Here is a 16,910-nt window from a genome sequence, read left to right on the forward strand (position 1 = left end):
GTTAAAATGAATTTTGACAAAATTAGAAAAAACTGCAGAGTTATAAGAATAGTCCTTGGTCTTGCACTTATTGCTACTGGTTTTATTACGGGTAATGCTTGGTTTTACCTTGGCGTTCTTCCTTTAGTAGCTGGGATAGCGAACTTTTGTCCTCTTTGTATTATCACTAAAAAGTGTTCTATAGAATAAATTAACTCTCGCTTTAACTCTCATTAGATATAATTTCGCACTTTAAATATGGGAGCCATACATGAGCCAAATCAGCTACAAAGATGCTGGCGTCGACATTGACGCTGGTAATAGTTTCGTAGAAAACATCAAACCTTTAGTAAAATCAACAAAAATTCTAGGCGTTTTGGGTGGCATAGGCTCTTTTGCTGGGGCATTTGAACTCCCACAAGGTTTCAAAGAGCCTGTAATGCTTGCTGCTACTGATGGTGTTGGAACTAAACTAAAGCTAGCGATTGATTCAGGCATACACAACACAGTAGGAATAGACCTTGTTGCTATGTGTGTAAACGATCTTCTTTGTAACTTTGGAACTCCCTCTTTCTTCTTGGATTACTACGCAACTGGCAAATTGGATGTTAAAACTGCGACAAGCGTTGTAGCTGGTATTGCTGAGGGCTGTATTCGTGCAGAGTGCGCTCTCATTGGCGGAGAGACTGCAGAGATGCCAGGAATGTATTCTCATGATGATTATGATTTGGCTGGTTTTGCCGTTGGTGTTGCTGAGAAGTGTGAAATGGACAGAGTCTCAATGGTTAAAGCAGGATACAAACTTATAGCGCTCCCAAGCTCTGGGCTTCACTCAAATGGATTTTCTTTGGCTAGAAAAGTTTTATTTGAAAAGATGAACTTAAATTTCAATGATGATTTTAACGGAGAACCTCTTATACAAACACTTCTTGAACCTACAAAAATCTATGTAAAAACATTCAAAGCCTTAAAAGAGCATATTGTAGCCTTAGCACATATCACAGGAGGCGGTATAGTAGAAAACCTTCCACGAGTTCTGCCTGAGGGTTTAATGGCAGAGATAAAAAAAGAGTCTATTAGAGTACTTCCTATTTTTGAATTAATCGCTCAACATGTAGAGTCAGAAGAGATGTACAGAGCATTTAATATGGGAGTTGGAATGATTTTAGTTGTAAAAGAAGAAGACGTTGCTGTTGTTCTTTCTAAAACTGATGGTTATCTAATCGGAGAAATCAAAGAGGGGAAAAGAGAAGCTAAACTTATATAGTAAGCTGAACTACCTTTTCTATTTTTATCTCTCACGCATAATCGCTAGAGAATTTTAGGACACTCTCTGAAGCTTTGCCGCCAGAGAGTGCTAAACGCTATTTAAATGGCTTGTTTAAATCTTTTATAATATCACCAGGGATTGATGCAATTCCAGCAAATTGTCCCATACCCAAAAGAGGATAATTCATTGCTATATAATATTCAGCCTTAAGCATTGTAGCTTTTCCACCACTAACAACAATCGGCCAAGGCAGTAGCCCTGCATTTTCTCGACCAATTTTTGAAACAAATCTTTTTGTACCACGACCTATATCATAACCAACCAAAGTTGTATCATCAGAAATCTTTAACTCATAAGCAATAGCTTTACCTTTTTGATACTCTTTTAACTTTGCAAGCAAATCAGCATTTGTTCCCTCACCTAAAATCTCTGTATCCTCATAGTAAGGCATTCCTATAGTGAAGTGGTAGCCTGCGAGATCTTCAAATTTCATCTTATCTTTTGATGGAGTCAAATTTGGAAATATTTTTACAAGTTTCTCGCTTATTGCACTAAAAGTTGCATGATTATAATCGCCTTGCATATATGCTCTTCCAAAATAGACTGGATTTGTCAGAGAGATAGTTTTTGTCTCATCATCAATATAAAGTCTCATAACGGCTATATTTGCACGTCCTGGCTTTGCTGCTTCTTTTTTAAGAGAAGGACACGTAAAAATAATTGTGTTGCCATCTTTTACACTCTCGAAAGTATTTAATACTTCAAATCCACCACTGCTCAATTTTGCTTTAGCATCATCAACACTCATGTGAGCGCCCTGAAGATAAGTACTAACATCGCCTTTAGGCTCGTCACCTTTTGCTTTTAATTCAGCACCTTTATGGCCACAACCTACAAAAGTAAGAATTGCAAGACCTGCTAAAAAATTTAGTAACTTTTTCATATCTCTTTTGCTCCTAAACTAATCATTATACTTCTGATTTTTTCATCCATCTCTTTGATATACTTAATTTTTGCAGGATCTTTAATATGACCAAAAGTAATCCAGTTTTCAACACTTGGCATACCGACATGTAATACATTTTTACCTTTTTCAACGTACATGTACATTGAACATGGAGCAGATGCACCTAAATCTGTATGTTGCCAAACATTAAACACTGTATATGAAAAAGTAAAATGACAAAGTGAGTAAACCCAATAAGCATCATATCTGTCATTTTCTAAACTATTGTCAGCCCAATATTCAGCAAAATCTCTCTTTCCTGCTATGATATACTCTTCTTTCTCAAATGCCTTTTCAAACTTTTCCATAAAGTCAAATTTAGCATCTAAGATGTCACTGCCTCTATCAAAAGGAACTTCAAACTCCATCATTGTTTTGTCGTTAAGTTTATCTATCTCGACATACTTAACTTCTCCGCCCATACCCGCATCAGTTGCTTTACTTAAAGCATCTATGTAAGATGTAAACTGCTTTCTTACTTCAGGATCTTTCACCTTAGTAATATCTAGCATAGCTTCTGGGGTTAATGTGCCTACATAAGTTTTTGTTTCACTTTTTTTCTTGTAAATAAGATAGTTCAGCGGAGCAAAACCACCAAGAGAAGGCTCTTTCATAAGCAATTCTCGCATAGTTTCTTCATTTGAAATCGTAATAAATCCAAGATTATCTAAATTTTCAACATAGTCTTCTTTAAATTGAGGATTTGGTTTACCATCTTTCAACAATTTTGTACCATAAAAAAGTCTATAGTAGTACTCAATCCCAGGATGGACATCTTTTGGAGTAAATCCAGCATCTTCTAAATCAACTTCTAAAATTGCGTTGAACGCATCATTTCTCTCTTTAGCATCACCCTCTGAAACATTTAGCCTAATAGCCTGATAACTAAACGCCACACTTGAAGTCAGTGCCAATAAAAGTGTCGCTTTTATTAATGTGTTAAACATTTGATTCCTTTTTTTGCTTAAGTTTTTTTGTGATACTTTTATCACAAAATATAAAATATTATATCATACAAATCTGTGATTTTTCTGAAATATGTTTTTGATTTTTGTGTAAAAATAAAGTGCCACCGAGTTGGTGGGCACTTTAAATGAAGGGAGTAGTGTTCTTAGAATTTAAAGTCAAGCTGTGCAGTAACAGCTGATTGACTATGTTTTGTTTCAATAGTAGTTGCTGGACCACCTAAGCTATATGCATAATTCTCACTTGCCTCTGGTGAGTAAACATACGCTAAATCAAGTGATGTCATTTTGCTGAAACCATAGCTTGCACCAACAGTATAATGACTCTCAACTATTGCTGGGAAACCAAGAAGGTTAAATACATTTGATAATGAACCTGCCATTCCTTGATCTTTTATTGGGCTTTTTGCATGATTATAACCTGCACGTAGTGCCCAATTATCTTGAGCATATTGATAACCAACCATAATTACATTTTGATTATCCCATGCAAAATCTTTATACCCTTTTGCATCAGACCATTTAATTTGTTTATAATCTATTGCAAAAGTGTTACCGCTTACCTTATATGATGCACCAACTCCAATTTCTGCTGGTTGTTCTAAACTATCAGAACCTAAAAATCCAGTGAAATCTTTCATTGCTCTACTAATTTGTCCTTTGTATTCCATATCAATTTTTGATTTATACGAAGCACCAACTGTTAAGCCTGCTGTTTCGTATGCTACACCAACATTATAACCAAGACCAAAATCTTGTGCAACGCCTCTTGTAGTTGACATATTCGTACCAGGCGCAGCCATATACATTGCACTCATATCATAATTAATGTCTAATGAACCGTATTGAAGTATTGGAGCTATACCAAGACTAAATCCGTTTGCTTTATATGCTAATGGAACCACAAATTGCATTAACTGTAAATTTGTTACCATATTCATATTAGCCATACCGCCAGTAGCATCACGATAATCCGTTCCCATACCAGCTACCCCGTACATACCAATACCCCAGTAAAAATTATTAGATACTTTTTGGGCAATTGCAACTGAAGGAATTACTGAAAGATCAGCATCACTATTATGAAAACCTGATCCATCTCCCATATTAGTTTTTACATCTGGCATAAATATAGTACCACCGAAAGAAATTTCAGTTCCCTCTACATTAGTAATCATCGCAGGGTTTGTTAATGCTGATTCTGCACCATGGCTTACACCAATACCAACACCACCCATACCGATAGCTTTTGCACCAACACCTATCATAGTGTCACCATTTGTTGCGAATGCAGAAGTTGTACCCAAAGCTAATGCAGCTACTACTGCGAGTTTAATTGTTCTTTTCATTTTCTCTCCTACGAGTATTTTTTAGAATGCAAGCATTATAGGCGACTATTTTTTAACCGTTTCTTAAACAGAAAGTAAACAAGCATAAATTTATCTTAATAAAATAATTTAAAATAGCAACAATATAAGTTTTATATATAACTATAATCAATATCTTCTATAAAAAAGCTTTTTTCAGCATTAATATAACTTTTTCATATACTTAAAAGTTAATGAGCTAATAAATACTCTTTATCAAAATTTGTGATAAAATTATCATAATGTGTAGCTAAGTAACGTTTTTAATAATTTTAGAAGTTCTAAAATATAACTATATAAATAATAATATCTTTTTGAACAACTTTATTAAACGTTTTATTTCTTATTTATAATATATTCTAAGTCTTAACATAAAAATCTACATAAATATCCATCGGTTTTTTACAAAAATATTTTTACCTCTTTTGCTTCAATAACACCACTATTTGTATTTAAGCAACTCCTATTATTAGATAAAATTCATATCTCAGGCATAAGACTAGAACTATTATAGGTAAAAATTACAGAGCGGATTGATGAGTAAAAAAATATTATTAAGCTAGATTGATACACTTAATTATTGATATAAAATTGATAAATGGGAATTACTACATGTAAATACCTAATAAAATTAAAATCAACGAAGTGCTTTAGCAAAAAGAATTAAAGAATTAAAGAATTAAAGAATTAAAGAATTAAAGAATTAAAGAATTAAAACAGTAAATGAATAAAGTTTATAAAAGAGTTAGACTAGAATTAAAAAGTGGATTTGATTGAAGTTAAAGAAGTGTTGGTAAGTAGTAGAAATGATCAACTAGGCAGCGACCTACATTTCCAATCCTGCAAGGATCAGTATTATCAGCGATGAGAGGCTTAGCTTCTGGGTTCGGAATGGGACCAGGCGTTTCCCTCTCTCTATAGCCACCTAGACAATCACATTTAAATACACTGTTTTGTGTACTTAAAAGTAATTGTTCTTAAGTTAGAGTGAGTTTTATGCAATTAATGCATAAAATATCATTGTTAAAGTCAACATAACTAAATAACTACATCAGGTACCTATACACTAAGTAAGGTAGTGAACGAATTGTTATTCTATAAATAGAATGGTAAAAAAGACAAACGTACTATTAGTACTGGTCAGCTAAACAGATTACTCTGCGTACACACCCAGCCTATCAAGCTTGTAGTCTTCAAGCGTACTTCAGGGAGAGTTCATCTTGGAGTTGGCTTCCCGCTTAGATGCTTTCAGCGGTTATCTCATCCATGCGTAGCTACCCAGCGATGCTCTTGGCAGAACAACTGGTGCACCAGTGGCATGTCCAACCCGGTCCTCTCGTACTAGGGTCAGCTCTCCTCAACTCTCCTACGCCCACGGAAGATAGGGACCGAACTGTCTCACGACGTTCTGAACCCAGCTCGCGTACCGCTTTAAATGGCGAACAGCCATACCCTTGGGACCTGCTTCAGCCCCAGGATGCGATGAGCCGACATCGAGGTGCCAAACCTCCCCGTCGATGTGAGCTCTTGGGGGAGATCAGCCTGTTATCCCCGGCGTACCTTTTATCCTTTGAGCGATGGCCCTTCCACACAGAACCACCGGATCACTATGACCGTCTTTCGACTCTGTTTGAGTTGTATCTCTTACAGTCAGTCCGGCTTATGCCATTATACTCTACGAAGGATTTCCAACCCTTCTGAGCCGAACTTTGTAAGCCTCCGTTACTTTTTAGGAGGCGACCGCCCCAGTCAAACTACCCACCAGACATTGTCCTCGCACGAGATAATCGTACGGAGTTAGCTATCAGAATATTCAGGGGTGGTATCTCAAGGATGCCTCCGATACAACTAGCGTCATATCATCAATGGCTCCCACCTATCCTGCACATGAATATCCCAATAGCAATGTCAAGCTATAGTAAAGGTGCACGGGGTCTTTCCGTCTTTCCGCGGGTAGGAGGAATTTTCACCTCCACTACAATTTCACTGGATCCCTGGTTGAGACAGCTCCCATCTCGTTACGCCATTCATGCAGGTCGGTATTTAACCGACAAGGAATTTCGCTACCTTAGGACCGTTATAGTTACGGCCGCCGTTTACTTGTGCTTCATTTCAATGCTTCGCAGAGCTAACAAATCCATTTAACATTCAAGCACCGGGCAGGCGTCACACCCTATACATCCTCTTACGAGTTAGCAGAGTGCTGTGTTTTTGGTAAACAGTCGGGAGGGACACTTTGCTGCGACCCGTCGGCGCTTCATGGAGCAAGTCCATTAACGCTTAGGGCACACCTTATACCGAAGATACGGTGCTAGTTTGCAGAGTTCCTTAACCAGGGTTCATCCACGCGCCTTAGAATACTCATCTCACCCACCTGTGTCGGTTTACGGTACGGGCAACTGCTGTTCTCGTTTAGAGGCTTTTCTCGGCACGACAGTATCATTGATTCAAAGCGCTCTCCGAAGAGATTGCTCTGCCTGTAAGATCTCGGTCTAATGTAAGGCGGATTTGCCTACCTTACAACCTACGTCCTTCGACCCACTATTCCATCAGTGAGCTCAATTAACTCTATGCGTCCCCCCATCACTCAAGCGAACAACAGTCGGTATTGGAATATTAACCAATTTGCCATCGTCTACCCCTCTCGGACTCGACTTAGGTCCCGACTAACCCTACGATGACGAGCATCGCGTAGGAAACCTTGGGTTTACGGCGAAGGGAATTCTCATCCCTTTTATCGCTACTCATGCCTGCATGCTCACTTCCAGCCGCTCCACCACTCCTTGCCGGTATGGCTTCTACGCTGACTGGAACGCTCTCCTACCACTCACATAAATGTGAATCTAGAGCTTCGGTGCTTGTCTTAGCCCCGTTATATTTTCGGCGCAGAATCGCTAGACCAGTGAGCTGTTACGCTTTCTTTAAAAGATGGCTGCTTCTAAGCCAACCTCCTGGTTGTCACAGCAACTCCACATCCTTTTCCACTTAGACAAGACTTTGGGACCTTAGCTGCTAGTCTGGGTTGTTCCCCTCTTGACGACGGATTTTATCACCCACCGCCTGACTCCCGAGGTTACACATGAAGTATTCGGAGTTTGATAGGGTTTGGTACCGCGGTAAGCAGCCCTAGCCCTGTCAGTGCTCTACCCCTTCATGCTACTGCTCGAGGCTATACCTAAATATATTTCGGAGAGAACCAGCTATCACTGAGTTTGATTGGCCTTTCACCCCTATCCACAAGTCATCCCGAGACTTTTCAACGTCAATGGGTTCGGTCCTCCACTGGCTCTTACACCAGCTTCAACCTGCTCATGGATAGATCACTCAGTTTCGGGTCTGCAGCATCTGACTAATTCGCCCTATTAAGACTCGCTTTCGCTACGGCTTCTCGTTCGATTAACCTTGCCAGATACCACAACTCGCAGGCTCATTATGCAAAAGGCAGTCCGTCACACTTATAAATAATAGTGCTCCGAATGATTGTAAGCCATAGGTTTCAGGTTCTATTTCACTCTGCTCACCGCAGTTCTTTTCACCTTTCCCTCACGGTACTTGTTCGCTATCGGTCTAGTAGTAGTATTTAGGGTTGGAGGGTGGTCCCCCCATATTCAGTCAAGATAACACGTGTCCCGACCTACTCATTCCTTAGTCTAGTACCATATAAATGTTTTCGCTTACGGGAATATCACCCTCTTTGTTCACTCTTTCCAAAGTGTTTGGCTAACAAATATATTATCACTAAGTGCCCTAATCCCGTTTCGCTCGCCGCTACTATGGGAATCTCGTTTGATTTCTTTTCCTTCAGGTACTGAGATGTTTCACTTCCCTGAGTTCGCCCTCCCGTAGGAGTAACATGATTCGCACCATGCTGGGTTGCCCCATTCAGAAATCCCCGGATCAAAGCTTCTTGGCAGCTCCCCGAGGCTTATCGCAGCCTAGTACGTCTTTCATCGCCTCTACTAGCCAAGGCATCCACCTATGGCCCTTAATATCTTTTTTATTCTAATTTACTAAAGAAACTTTTTAGCTTACGCTAAAATCACTTCATTAGTTTTGCGTTCACTACCTTACTTAATGTAGGGCAGTATCCTGTTTAATTGTAGTTATTTTAGTTGATATAATTTATAAACTAATCTCTAAATATATTTACATATATCTAGCTATCTTTTTATAACTATATGTTGACTTTAACAATAATAATTTAATGAACTTTTTGGTGTAAAACCAAATCTAAATACTCTATTGAGTACTTGGATTTAGTTTTATTAAAATGTGAATGGTGGGTCTAAGAGGATTTGAACCTCTGACCTCACCCTTATCAGGGGTGCACTCTAACCAACTGAGCTATAGACCCATTTTCAATTTCAAATGAACAATGATCACTGAAAACTAAGCAAGTAAAAGACTAAAATAACTGTTTCTCTTGTGAGATTTTCTTGTATGTCAATTCAAATGAATGATTGACTCTACTCTAGAAAGGAGGTGATCCAACCGCAGGTTCTCCTACGGTTACCTTGTTACGACTTCACCCCAGTCGCTAATTCCACCGTAAGTGGTAGCCCCCCGAAGGTTAGCTTCCCAATTTCGGGTGAAATCAACTCCCATGGTGTGACGGGCGGTGAGTACAAGACCCGGGAACGTATTCACCGTAGCAATGCTGATCTACGATTACTAGTGATTCCAGCTTCATGCTCTCGAGTTGCAGAGAACAATCCGAACTGAGAGACGCTTTAAGTGATTGGCTCCACCTCGCGGTATTGCAACACTCTGTACGCCCCATTGTAGCACGTGTGTAGCCCTGGCCGTAAGGGCCATGATGACTTGACGTCGTCCTCACCTTCCTCCTCCTTGCGAAGGCAGTCTCCTTAGAGTGCCCAGCTTAACCTGCTGGCAACTAAGGACGAGGGTTGCGCTCGTTGCGGGACTTAACCCAACATCTCACGACACGAGCTGACGACAGCCGTGCAGCACCTGTTTTCAAGCTCCCCGAAGGGCACTCCGCTATCTCTAGCAGATTCTATCAATGTCAAGGCCAGGTAAGGTTTTTCGCGTATCTTCGAATTAAACCACATGCTCCACCACTTGTGCGGGTCCCCGTCTATTCCTTTGAGTTTTAATCTTGCGACCGTACTCCCCAGGCGGAACACTTAATCTGTTAAGTGCATCACCGCAATGACAAGCATCACGACGACTAGTGTTCATCGTTTAGGGCGTGGACTACCAGGGTATCTAATCCTGTTTGCTCCCCACGCTTTCACGCCTTAGCGTCAGTTATGTTCCAGAAGATCGCCTTCGCTTTAGGTATTCCTAGTGATATCTACGGATTTTACCCCTACACCACTAATTCCATCTTCCCCTCCCATACTCTAGGTTGCCAGTTTCAAGTGCAGTTCTACAGTTAAGCTGTAGGATTTCACACCTGACTTGACAACCCGCCTACGCGTCCTTTACGCCCAGTGATTCCGAGTAACGCTTGCACCCTCCGTATTACCGCGGCTGCTGGCACGGAGTTAGCCGGTGCTTATTCATGAGCTACCGTCATTTTCTTGACTCATAAAAGGAGTTTACACACCGAAATGCGTCATCCTCCACGCGGCGTTGCTGCATCAGAGTTTCCTCCATTGTGCAATATTCCTCACTGCTGCCTCCCGTAGGAGTCTGGTCCGTGTCTCAGTACCAGTGTGGCGGATCATCCTCTCAAACCCGCTACCCGTCATTGCCTTGGTAGTCTCTTACACTACCAACTAACTGATGGGATATAGTCTGATCTCAAAGCGAAAAAACATTTCCCTTTACAACTTTTGTTATAAAGGTATATCTAGTATTAATCACCGTTTCCAGTGGCTATCCCAGTCTTTGAGGTACATTAACTATATATTACTCACCCGTGCGCCACTCGTCAGCAAAGTAGCAAGCTACTTCCTGTTACCGTTCGACTTGCATGTGTTAAGCACGCCGCCAGCGTTCACTCTGAGCCAGGATCAAACTCTCCATAATTGGTTTGTTTAATCTTTGCCCAAGATTTAAAAATCATTGGCTTTATGTTGCCATCATGTAATTTAATACTTGATGGACTTTATTGTATAGTATCTATACTATTGGGTATCTCTAAATTAATAGAGACCAAATAGAATAGACGGTTGTTGTTATTTAGTTTTTATAAGTAAACTTACTCGACTTAAATAATAACTAGTTTTAGTTATTAAAGTCTATTTACTTGCTTAGTTTTCAATGATCTCAAACTACCGTTATAAGCCTCTACTTGAAGCCTAGATACCTAAACTTTAGGTCTCTGTGTTTGTGGATGGGAATTATAGACAAATCAATCTTAGTTGTCAATACTTTTTGCAACGAATTTAAAAAGTTTTTTGAGTTGTTTATTTTTTTGAATTATTTTGATTTTTTGACCATAAAAAAAGTATGTTGCTGTCTATTAACTCTTTATATATAAAATTCTTATAAATACAAATAATATAAATTTATTTTGTATTGCATATATAAAAGGAATAAATATGGGACTTTATAATCGTGACTACGCAAGAGAAAATGCATCTACTTACAGCTCTCATACTAAAAGTGACGCACAAATTGTATCTTTTGTAAAAGAGACTTACAAGCTTTTTGCTGCTTCAATGATGGCTGGTGCTGTTGGTGCTTATGTTGGTGTACCTATGGCTGGAACAATCGCAGCTAATTTTTTCCCTTTACTAATTTTAGAAATTGGGCTTTTAATAGGGTTACACTTTGTAAAACATAAACAAGGTATTAATCTTATGGTTATGTTTGGGTTTGTTTTCATGACTGGTTTAATGTTGGCTCCTCTTCTTTCACATACACTAGGAATGAGTGGTGGTGGAACAATTGTGGGGAATGCTTTTGCTATGACATCTTTAATATTTGGTGCTATGAGCTTTTACGCTATTAAAACAACAAAAGATTTTTCAGGATATGGTAAACCATTAATGATTGCTCTTGTTGTTATCGTACTTTTTTCAATAGTTAACTTATTTATGGGAAGCCCTTTAATTGCTATTCTTATCTCTGGGGCAGCTGTTGTTCTTTTTAGTATCCTAGTTACATATGACACTCAAAATATAATTAAAGGTGCTTATGAAACTCCAATTGATGGAGCAATTGCTCTTTACCTAGACTTTTTAAACATATTTACTTCTCTATTACATCTCTTTGGTATATTTGGAAAAGATGAATAATCAACTCTCACCCGAGCTTTATCGGGTGATTGATGCAAATATAAATCGCCTAAAAGAAGGCATTAGAGTTGTTGAAGATATTATGAGATATAAAGATAACAACAAAGAACTCTCACATAAACTAAAGAATCTGCGTCATATGGCAACTATACAAGAGAGCATAGAACTCTTAAAGAATCGTGATAGCATCAATGATGTACTTCGTCAAACAATCAAAAGCGAGATGAATCGTTCTAGCTTAAATGATATAATCATTGCTAACTTTAAAAGAGCTCAAGAGTCTGCAAGAGTCTTAGAAGAAATATATAAACTCCATAGCTCTCAATATAGTGAAAATTTTAAACATATACGGTATGAATTATATACTTTAGAAAAAGATATTCTTCTCTCTAATTAGAAGTAATTTTATAATTGATTTAAATGTTTAGAGTTGATTTTGATAAACGTACGTTCAGATTATACTATATAAAGAAGATGTGACTAGCTAGTTAAAGCTAGTCATTACAAATATTACTCAAGTCCCATGTCATACTCTAAGTATGCTCTAGAAACATTCACTGCATTTAAAAGATCGTACAACTCTTTATCTTTAAACTCTTCGAGAGGCACTTTTTCAACTATCTCTGTACTATCTACACCATCATCTATTGCTGCTAATATTCTCTCTTTAGTTAAAGTAAAATATTGTACAGCTTCATCAGTTGCAGTTTTATCAATAATAAATCCATGACCAGGAACTAAAGTTGTCCAATCTTTTGAATTTATAGTTTCAAGTGCAGCAAGTTGCCCTTCAACTGAACCATCTCTATTTGATGTAATTCTTCCATTCATAACAAGGTCACCTGCAAGGATAAGCTTATTGTCTGGCATATAAAGGAAGTAATCCTCTTCTGAATGTCCGTTACCTACTGAAACATACTCAAAATTCACACCATCCACTGTAAACTTTATAGGCTCTTTCTCTTCATACCACTTATCAACAGGAATAATCTTTGTGCCTCTGATTGCATTTTCTGCTAAAGTCATAAACATTCTCGTTTTATCACCAGCTTTATAATTCTTATTTATAGATTCAGGTCCTACAATTTCTGCACCATGAACTTCTTTATAATAATTATTTCCTAACCAATGATCATCGTGCTCATGACTTAAAATAACTTTTGTAACTGGAAGTTTTCCAGCTATTTTACTCATAGCTTCATATGCTTGTTTTGCATATATATATGATGGACCAGTATCCCACAATACATAGCCTGTATTGGATTTAATATAGCAAGAGTTAGACATATCTCCAGCATTCTCTTTTGTTGGAATTTCAAGAGCTCCAAAGAAACACCATACATTTTCACTTACTTGTTTTGGTTCTAGATTGTATTGATGTTCAGCGCTCAGTGTTGCAACAGGGGCCGCTGTTTCGGTTGTAGTTTTAGTCGTAGTTGTCTCAGATTTAGTTGTATCTGAAGAGCATGCACTTATAAATGGCATTAAGACAACAGCTGATATCATTAGTGGATTTATCATCTTTTTTAACATAAGAATTCCTTGTTTTAGTTTATTCTTGGAAGAATATAGCTCGTTTGTAAAAAAACAAACCAGCTATACTCTATATAATTAATTTTCTCCCCCTATAAAGAGGAGAATTAAAATTACTTGATAACTACTTTATCAGTTTCAGTAGCGCCTTTGTCATCGATTGTATCAATAACAAGCTCATCACCATCTTTTGCACCTTTAAAGTTGAACATAAAGTATGGGTCTTTTGACAAGAATGGACCAGTTGAAGCTTCCCATACAACTTTTCCACCTACTTTAGCAGTTACATGTGTAATGTAGCTTTCTGCTATTTTTTTTGTTGCAGCTTCTTCTTTACCAACCATTGGGCTAGAAAGTAAAAGTTTAACTTCTGTAACGTCTTTTTTCAATTTTGCTTTAATTTTCATAATAGTCCTTTTTTATTTAATTTTTTTATAGATATATTATTTGTGTGGTTGAATCAACCTCCACATCCACCAATTGAAACTTCTACTTTTTGCATAGCTGAATATAATTTGCCATCTTTGCCTTTTGCAACGATAGTAACATTAGCAGTTTTTCTCATTTTAATTTTGGTTTGAAGATCTACAACACCACCTTCGCCTAATTCAAAAACAACAACAGCACTTCTTGGGTTTGCATCTTGAAAAAGAGCTATAGTTGTAAGCTCTAGTTTTGAAATGATACCAATTGGCACAGCGCCACCGTTTTCAGCAAGCTTTGGTGCTTTAATTTCGATATCACCTTCAACTGTTGCTGATGTACCAAATAGAGCTTCAATAGCCTCTTTACTTGTAGCAGCTTCCCATGCTTTTGGAGCAGTTGCTCTAAAATCTGTAGCACTTAAGCTAGCAGGTAAAACTGAGGCAGCAGCAGCTACTGCACCCAAACTTAAAAATTTTCTTCTTTTCATTTCTTGTCCTTTATATTAATGTTAGTAGAGCCTAGCAAGTACTACTTACTAGATTCTACCATAAATTTAACAACATCTTTGACTTGGTCGTCACTTAAATCCATAGCGCCACCCTTTGGAGGCATACCGCCAATACCATTGATTGCATTGTTATTTACCATGTTTATACCTTGCTCTAATACGGTTGCCCAAGCATTCTTGTCTCCAAGCGCAGGTGCACCCATAGTGTCAGTTTTGTGGCAAACTGCACATGATTTTTCATATATCTTTTGAGCCTCTGACACTGGTCCACTTGCGCTTTCTGGTGGAAGATCTCTTAGAGTAGAGTAAGCAGGTACTACCGCAGTTATCTCGTTTCCTATTGTTGCTACACTCTCTTTTCCACAGTTAGTCATACAACGTACTCCAACTGCACCAAAGTTCTTAGGATCTTTGTAGAATGCTTTAACATTTTCTACACCATTTGGTCCATCAATATTTGGATAAAATCCATCACGATTTGGCATAACTATCTTTTTGAAGTTATCTTGATTTAACTCTTCAATATCTTCACCATCTATTTTAACACCATTTTCTTTTAGCAAGTAAGCCGTCATAGCATACATCTGATCTGGTGTATAACTTTTTGGGTTTGCATATGGCATTGCATCACGAATATACCAAATCAACGTACTAGCTTGTGGCCAATATGAACCAATTGTTCTATTTGGAGCATCTTTGCCAGGGCAAGTTCTTTGGTTTGATAATGATTTTAAAGAACCACCCGTTAGAGTTGGGTAACCTTTACCGCCTGCACCAAACTCACCATGACAAACAGCACAATCTTTATCATAAAGTGCTTCACCATCATCAACAGTACCGCTACCAACTGGTAAGCCCGTACCATCTGGCATAATATCTGTATCCCATGCTTTTAGCTCATTTGGAGTTGGTGTTCTACCAAAGTTTACACCAGTTGTAGCTTGGTCATTAACAGCATACGCAGCATACATACCATTTTCTCTTTTGTATGTAACACCACCATCAAGAGCGTCTTTTGTTGGATTATACATACCATTTGCTGCTGAGCTTACTTTTGCTGATGAGTTTCCAGCAGAAGCATTTGAACCTAAACAACCTGTGAAAAACAGAGCACTGCTTGCAACCACAGAAACCCCTAAAATAATTAATTTATTATTTAATTTAATCATAATCTACTCCCCTTACTTTGGACAATTGTCTGTTCTAACTTGAACATTATGAACTGAACCATCTTGTCTAACTTCCCAAGTACAAATTGAGTTTCTATGATAAACACCCTCTACCCCGATAATCTCTTTCTCTTGAGTTACTGATGGCTGAACATATCCAGCATCATCCATTGCACGAGATTGGAGCAATAGAGGTTTTCCTTCATATTTGTACATGTAAGAGAATCTTGTCCATGATTTTGGAAGAACTAATCCTTTTAGTTTTGCTTCAACATAGTTGTCTCCGCCATCAAAAGAGATATCTACTGCAGTAATAGTTCCATGTCCACTCCACGCAATACCTTCAATCTCTACCACATCACCTTTTTTAAGTTCTGTCCATGGTTTTTCAGGACATGGTTTTGTAATAATTGAGTTTACTTCTAACGGATAGAAATGTTGTATCGCTTTACCGCTTGCAGTAAGTACTGTATATTTAGAAGTCTCTTCTTTACAGTACCAAGGTTCTGCTCCAAATTCTAAACGCTTTAGCCACTTAACACATAAGTTTGCTTCCCAACCTGGTAGCATTAGACGAACAGGATAACCTTGCTCTGGTCTAAGTGCCTCACCATTTTGAGCCCAAACAACCATTGCATCATCTAAAACTTTTTCAACAGGAACTGTTCTGCTCATCTCTGAACCGTCAGATCCTTCAGCTAGCATCCACTTTGCAGTAGGTTTTAGACCGATTTCATCAAGAATAGTTTTAAGACGAACTCCCGTCCACTCAGCATTACTCATCATACCTTTTACAAATTGTAAAGAGTTAAATTGAGGACCTTTCCACTCAGCAGCACCATTGGCAGGGCACTCTAGAAAAAGAATTCTACTCTCAGCTGGATATTTTTTCAACTGTTCTAGAGTTAAAACGATTGGCTTATCAACCAGTCCATGAATCATTAATCTAAATTTATTTGGATCTACATGAGCCACACCATTGTGTGTTCTTGTAAAGTGCAAACCATTTGGAGTAATTATTCCCTCTGATTCATGAATAGGAGTCATTGACACCGCAGCATGCATATCTCCAGCTGAAGAAAGAAGACTTGAAGTTCTTCTTACAACGTTATGCTCATACTTTGATGGTATACCATATGGATGCTTATTAAGCTCATCACCTAATGATGTCCCCCACTCCACATGATGAACTATATTTTCATCGTCTGCTGACAATTTTACTGGTGCTAAAATATTAGCAGCGGCAATTGCACTCACAGAATACGCAGCAGTTTTTTTGAAGAAATCTCTTCTGCCAGACTGCTCTATATTTGTAGTAGTTTCTAAATTGTTTTCAGAAATATTACTCATTTATATCTACCTCCCTCTCTCTTTAATCTTGTAGATTTTGATAGTATGCAAAGCACACATGGTACAAATTCATATGCATATTACAAAATGCAAGACGGAGATTATATATGAAATTAAATTGAATTG

12 protein-coding genes, 1 tRNA gene and 3 rRNA genes are annotated in these 16,910 nt (G+C 38.1%); 4 read left to right on the top strand and 12 right to left on the bottom strand.

All coding sequences use genetic code 11. The features are described 5' to 3' along the window. Positions 1–6 precede the first annotated feature (6 nt). Together SUDEN_RS10635 and purM are read left to right on the top strand one after the other, a co-directional pair. Positions 7–189, top strand: coding sequence for a YgaP family membrane protein (locus tag SUDEN_RS10635; protein ID WP_041672347.1), 183 nt, complete (start codon positions 7–9; stop codon positions 187–189). A gap of 61 nt (positions 190–250) precedes the next feature. After that, entirely contained in the window at positions 251–1,246 is a 996-nt protein-coding gene (gene purM / locus SUDEN_RS10640; RefSeq protein ID WP_011373664.1) for a phosphoribosylformylglycinamidine cyclo-ligase, read from the top strand. Positions 1,247–1,343: 97 nt separating this feature from the next. Here purM and SUDEN_RS10645 read toward each other — a convergent pair whose 3' ends face one another. The 7 genes from SUDEN_RS10645 to SUDEN_RS10675 form a co-directional block, all read right to left on the bottom strand. Beyond that, on the bottom strand, positions 1,344–2,192 hold the full coding sequence (locus tag SUDEN_RS10645; RefSeq protein WP_011373665.1) for a hypothetical protein: 849 nt from the start codon (positions 2,190–2,192) through the stop codon (positions 1,344–1,346). Beyond that, a complete protein-coding gene (locus tag SUDEN_RS10650; protein ID WP_011373666.1) occupies positions 2,189–3,202 on the bottom strand; it encodes a hypothetical protein in 1,014 nt (337 codons plus the stop codon). The genes SUDEN_RS10645 and SUDEN_RS10650 overlap by 4 nt, the downstream gene beginning before the upstream one ends. 164 nt (positions 3,203–3,366) lie before the next feature. Continuing rightward, complete coding sequence (locus SUDEN_RS10655; RefSeq protein WP_011373667.1) at positions 3,367–4,569, bottom strand: OmpP1/FadL family transporter; 1,203 nt, start codon at positions 4,567–4,569, stop codon at positions 3,367–3,369. 831 nt (positions 4,570–5,400) lie between these two features. Next, positions 5,401–5,516 (bottom strand): 5S ribosomal RNA (gene rrf, locus SUDEN_RS10660). Positions 5,517–5,696: 180 nt separating this feature from the next. Next, a 23S ribosomal RNA gene (locus SUDEN_RS10665) occupies positions 5,697–8,586 on the bottom strand. 278 nt (positions 8,587–8,864) lie between these two features. Further along, a tRNA-Ile gene (locus SUDEN_RS10670) sits at positions 8,865–8,941 on the bottom strand. Between the two features lie 121 nt (positions 8,942–9,062). Next, a 16S ribosomal RNA gene (locus SUDEN_RS10675) occupies positions 9,063–10,584 on the bottom strand. The 16S, 23S and 5S rRNA genes sit together here with 1 tRNA gene alongside, the layout of an rRNA operon. Before the next feature lie 515 nt (positions 10,585–11,099). On the opposite strand from SUDEN_RS10675, the gene SUDEN_RS10680 reads away from it, so the two are divergent. Both SUDEN_RS10680 and SUDEN_RS10685 read left to right on the top strand, forming a co-directional pair. After that, positions 11,100–11,798 carry a Bax inhibitor-1/YccA family protein gene (locus SUDEN_RS10680; RefSeq protein ID WP_011373668.1) on the top strand — a complete coding sequence of 233 codons (699 nt, stop codon included), beginning with the start codon at positions 11,100–11,102 and terminating at the stop codon, positions 11,796–11,798. Further along, positions 11,791–12,195 carry a hypothetical protein gene (locus SUDEN_RS10685; protein WP_011373669.1) on the top strand — a complete coding sequence of 135 codons (405 nt, stop codon included), beginning with the start codon at positions 11,791–11,793 and terminating at the stop codon, positions 12,193–12,195. The genes SUDEN_RS10680 and SUDEN_RS10685 overlap by 8 nt, the downstream gene beginning before the upstream one ends. A gap of 113 nt (positions 12,196–12,308) precedes the next feature. Here the strand turns inward: SUDEN_RS10685 and SUDEN_RS10690 are convergent, their stop codons facing one another. The 5 genes from SUDEN_RS10690 to soxC form a co-directional block, all read right to left on the bottom strand. Beyond that, the gene (locus SUDEN_RS10690; protein WP_011373670.1) at positions 12,309–13,331 is read right to left on the bottom strand and encodes an MBL fold metallo-hydrolase; all 1,023 of its coding nucleotides are present in this window, start codon (positions 13,329–13,331) and stop codon (positions 12,309–12,311) included. Between the two features lie 113 nt (positions 13,332–13,444). After that, complete coding sequence (gene soxZ / locus SUDEN_RS10695; protein WP_011373671.1) at positions 13,445–13,738, bottom strand: thiosulfate oxidation carrier complex protein SoxZ; 294 nt, start codon at positions 13,736–13,738, stop codon at positions 13,445–13,447. 53 nt (positions 13,739–13,791) lie between these two features. Beyond that, on the bottom strand, positions 13,792–14,244 hold the full coding sequence (gene soxY / locus SUDEN_RS10700; protein WP_011373672.1) for a thiosulfate oxidation carrier protein SoxY: 453 nt from the start codon (positions 14,242–14,244) through the stop codon (positions 13,792–13,794). A gap of 41 nt (positions 14,245–14,285) precedes the next feature. Then, positions 14,286–15,434, bottom strand: a complete 1,149-nt coding sequence (locus tag SUDEN_RS10705; RefSeq protein ID WP_011373673.1) for a c-type cytochrome — start codon at positions 15,432–15,434, stop codon at positions 14,286–14,288. A 12-nt stretch (positions 15,435–15,446) separates the two neighbouring features. Next, positions 15,447–16,784: a sulfite dehydrogenase gene (soxC, locus tag SUDEN_RS10710; RefSeq protein WP_011373674.1), complete on the bottom strand. Its 1,338-nt coding sequence runs from the start codon at positions 16,782–16,784 to the stop codon at positions 15,447–15,449. Between the last annotated feature and the right edge of the window lie 126 nt (positions 16,785–16,910).

The sequence above is a fragment of the Sulfurimonas denitrificans DSM 1251 genome (genome assembly GCF_000012965.1).
In the GTDB taxonomy this organism is placed as follows: Bacteria; Campylobacterota; Campylobacteria; order Campylobacterales; family Sulfurimonadaceae; genus Sulfurimonas; species Sulfurimonas denitrificans.

Coding starts and splice junctions, on each gene's coding strand:
- SUDEN_RS10705 (WP_011373673.1), bottom strand. CDS start 15,434: ATGATTAAATTAAATAATAAATTAATTATTTTAGGGGTTTCTGTGGTT.
- SUDEN_RS10680 (WP_011373668.1), top strand. CDS start 11,100: ATGGGACTTTATAATCGTGACTACGCAAGAGAAAATGCATCTACTTAC.
- soxC (WP_011373674.1), bottom strand. CDS start 16,784: ATGAGTAATATTTCTGAAAACAATTTAGAAACTACTACAAATATAGAG.
- SUDEN_RS10690 (WP_011373670.1), bottom strand. CDS start 13,331: ATGTTAAAAAAGATGATAAATCCACTAATGATATCAGCTGTTGTCTTA.
- SUDEN_RS10635 (WP_041672347.1), top strand. CDS start 7: ATGAATTTTGACAAAATTAGAAAAAACTGCAGAGTTATAAGAATAGTC.
- SUDEN_RS10650 (WP_011373666.1), bottom strand. CDS start 3,202: ATGTTTAACACATTAATAAAAGCGACACTTTTATTGGCACTGACTTCA.
- soxY (WP_011373672.1), bottom strand. CDS start 14,244: ATGAAAAGAAGAAAATTTTTAAGTTTGGGTGCAGTAGCTGCTGCTGCC.
- purM (WP_011373664.1), top strand. CDS start 251: ATGAGCCAAATCAGCTACAAAGATGCTGGCGTCGACATTGACGCTGGT.
- soxZ (WP_011373671.1), bottom strand. CDS start 13,738: ATGAAAATTAAAGCAAAATTGAAAAAAGACGTTACAGAAGTTAAACTT.
- SUDEN_RS10655 (WP_011373667.1), bottom strand. CDS start 4,569: ATGAAAAGAACAATTAAACTCGCAGTAGTAGCTGCATTAGCTTTGGGT.
- SUDEN_RS10645 (WP_011373665.1), bottom strand. CDS start 2,192: ATGAAAAAGTTACTAAATTTTTTAGCAGGTCTTGCAATTCTTACTTTT.
- SUDEN_RS10685 (WP_011373669.1), top strand. CDS start 11,791: ATGAATAATCAACTCTCACCCGAGCTTTATCGGGTGATTGATGCAAAT.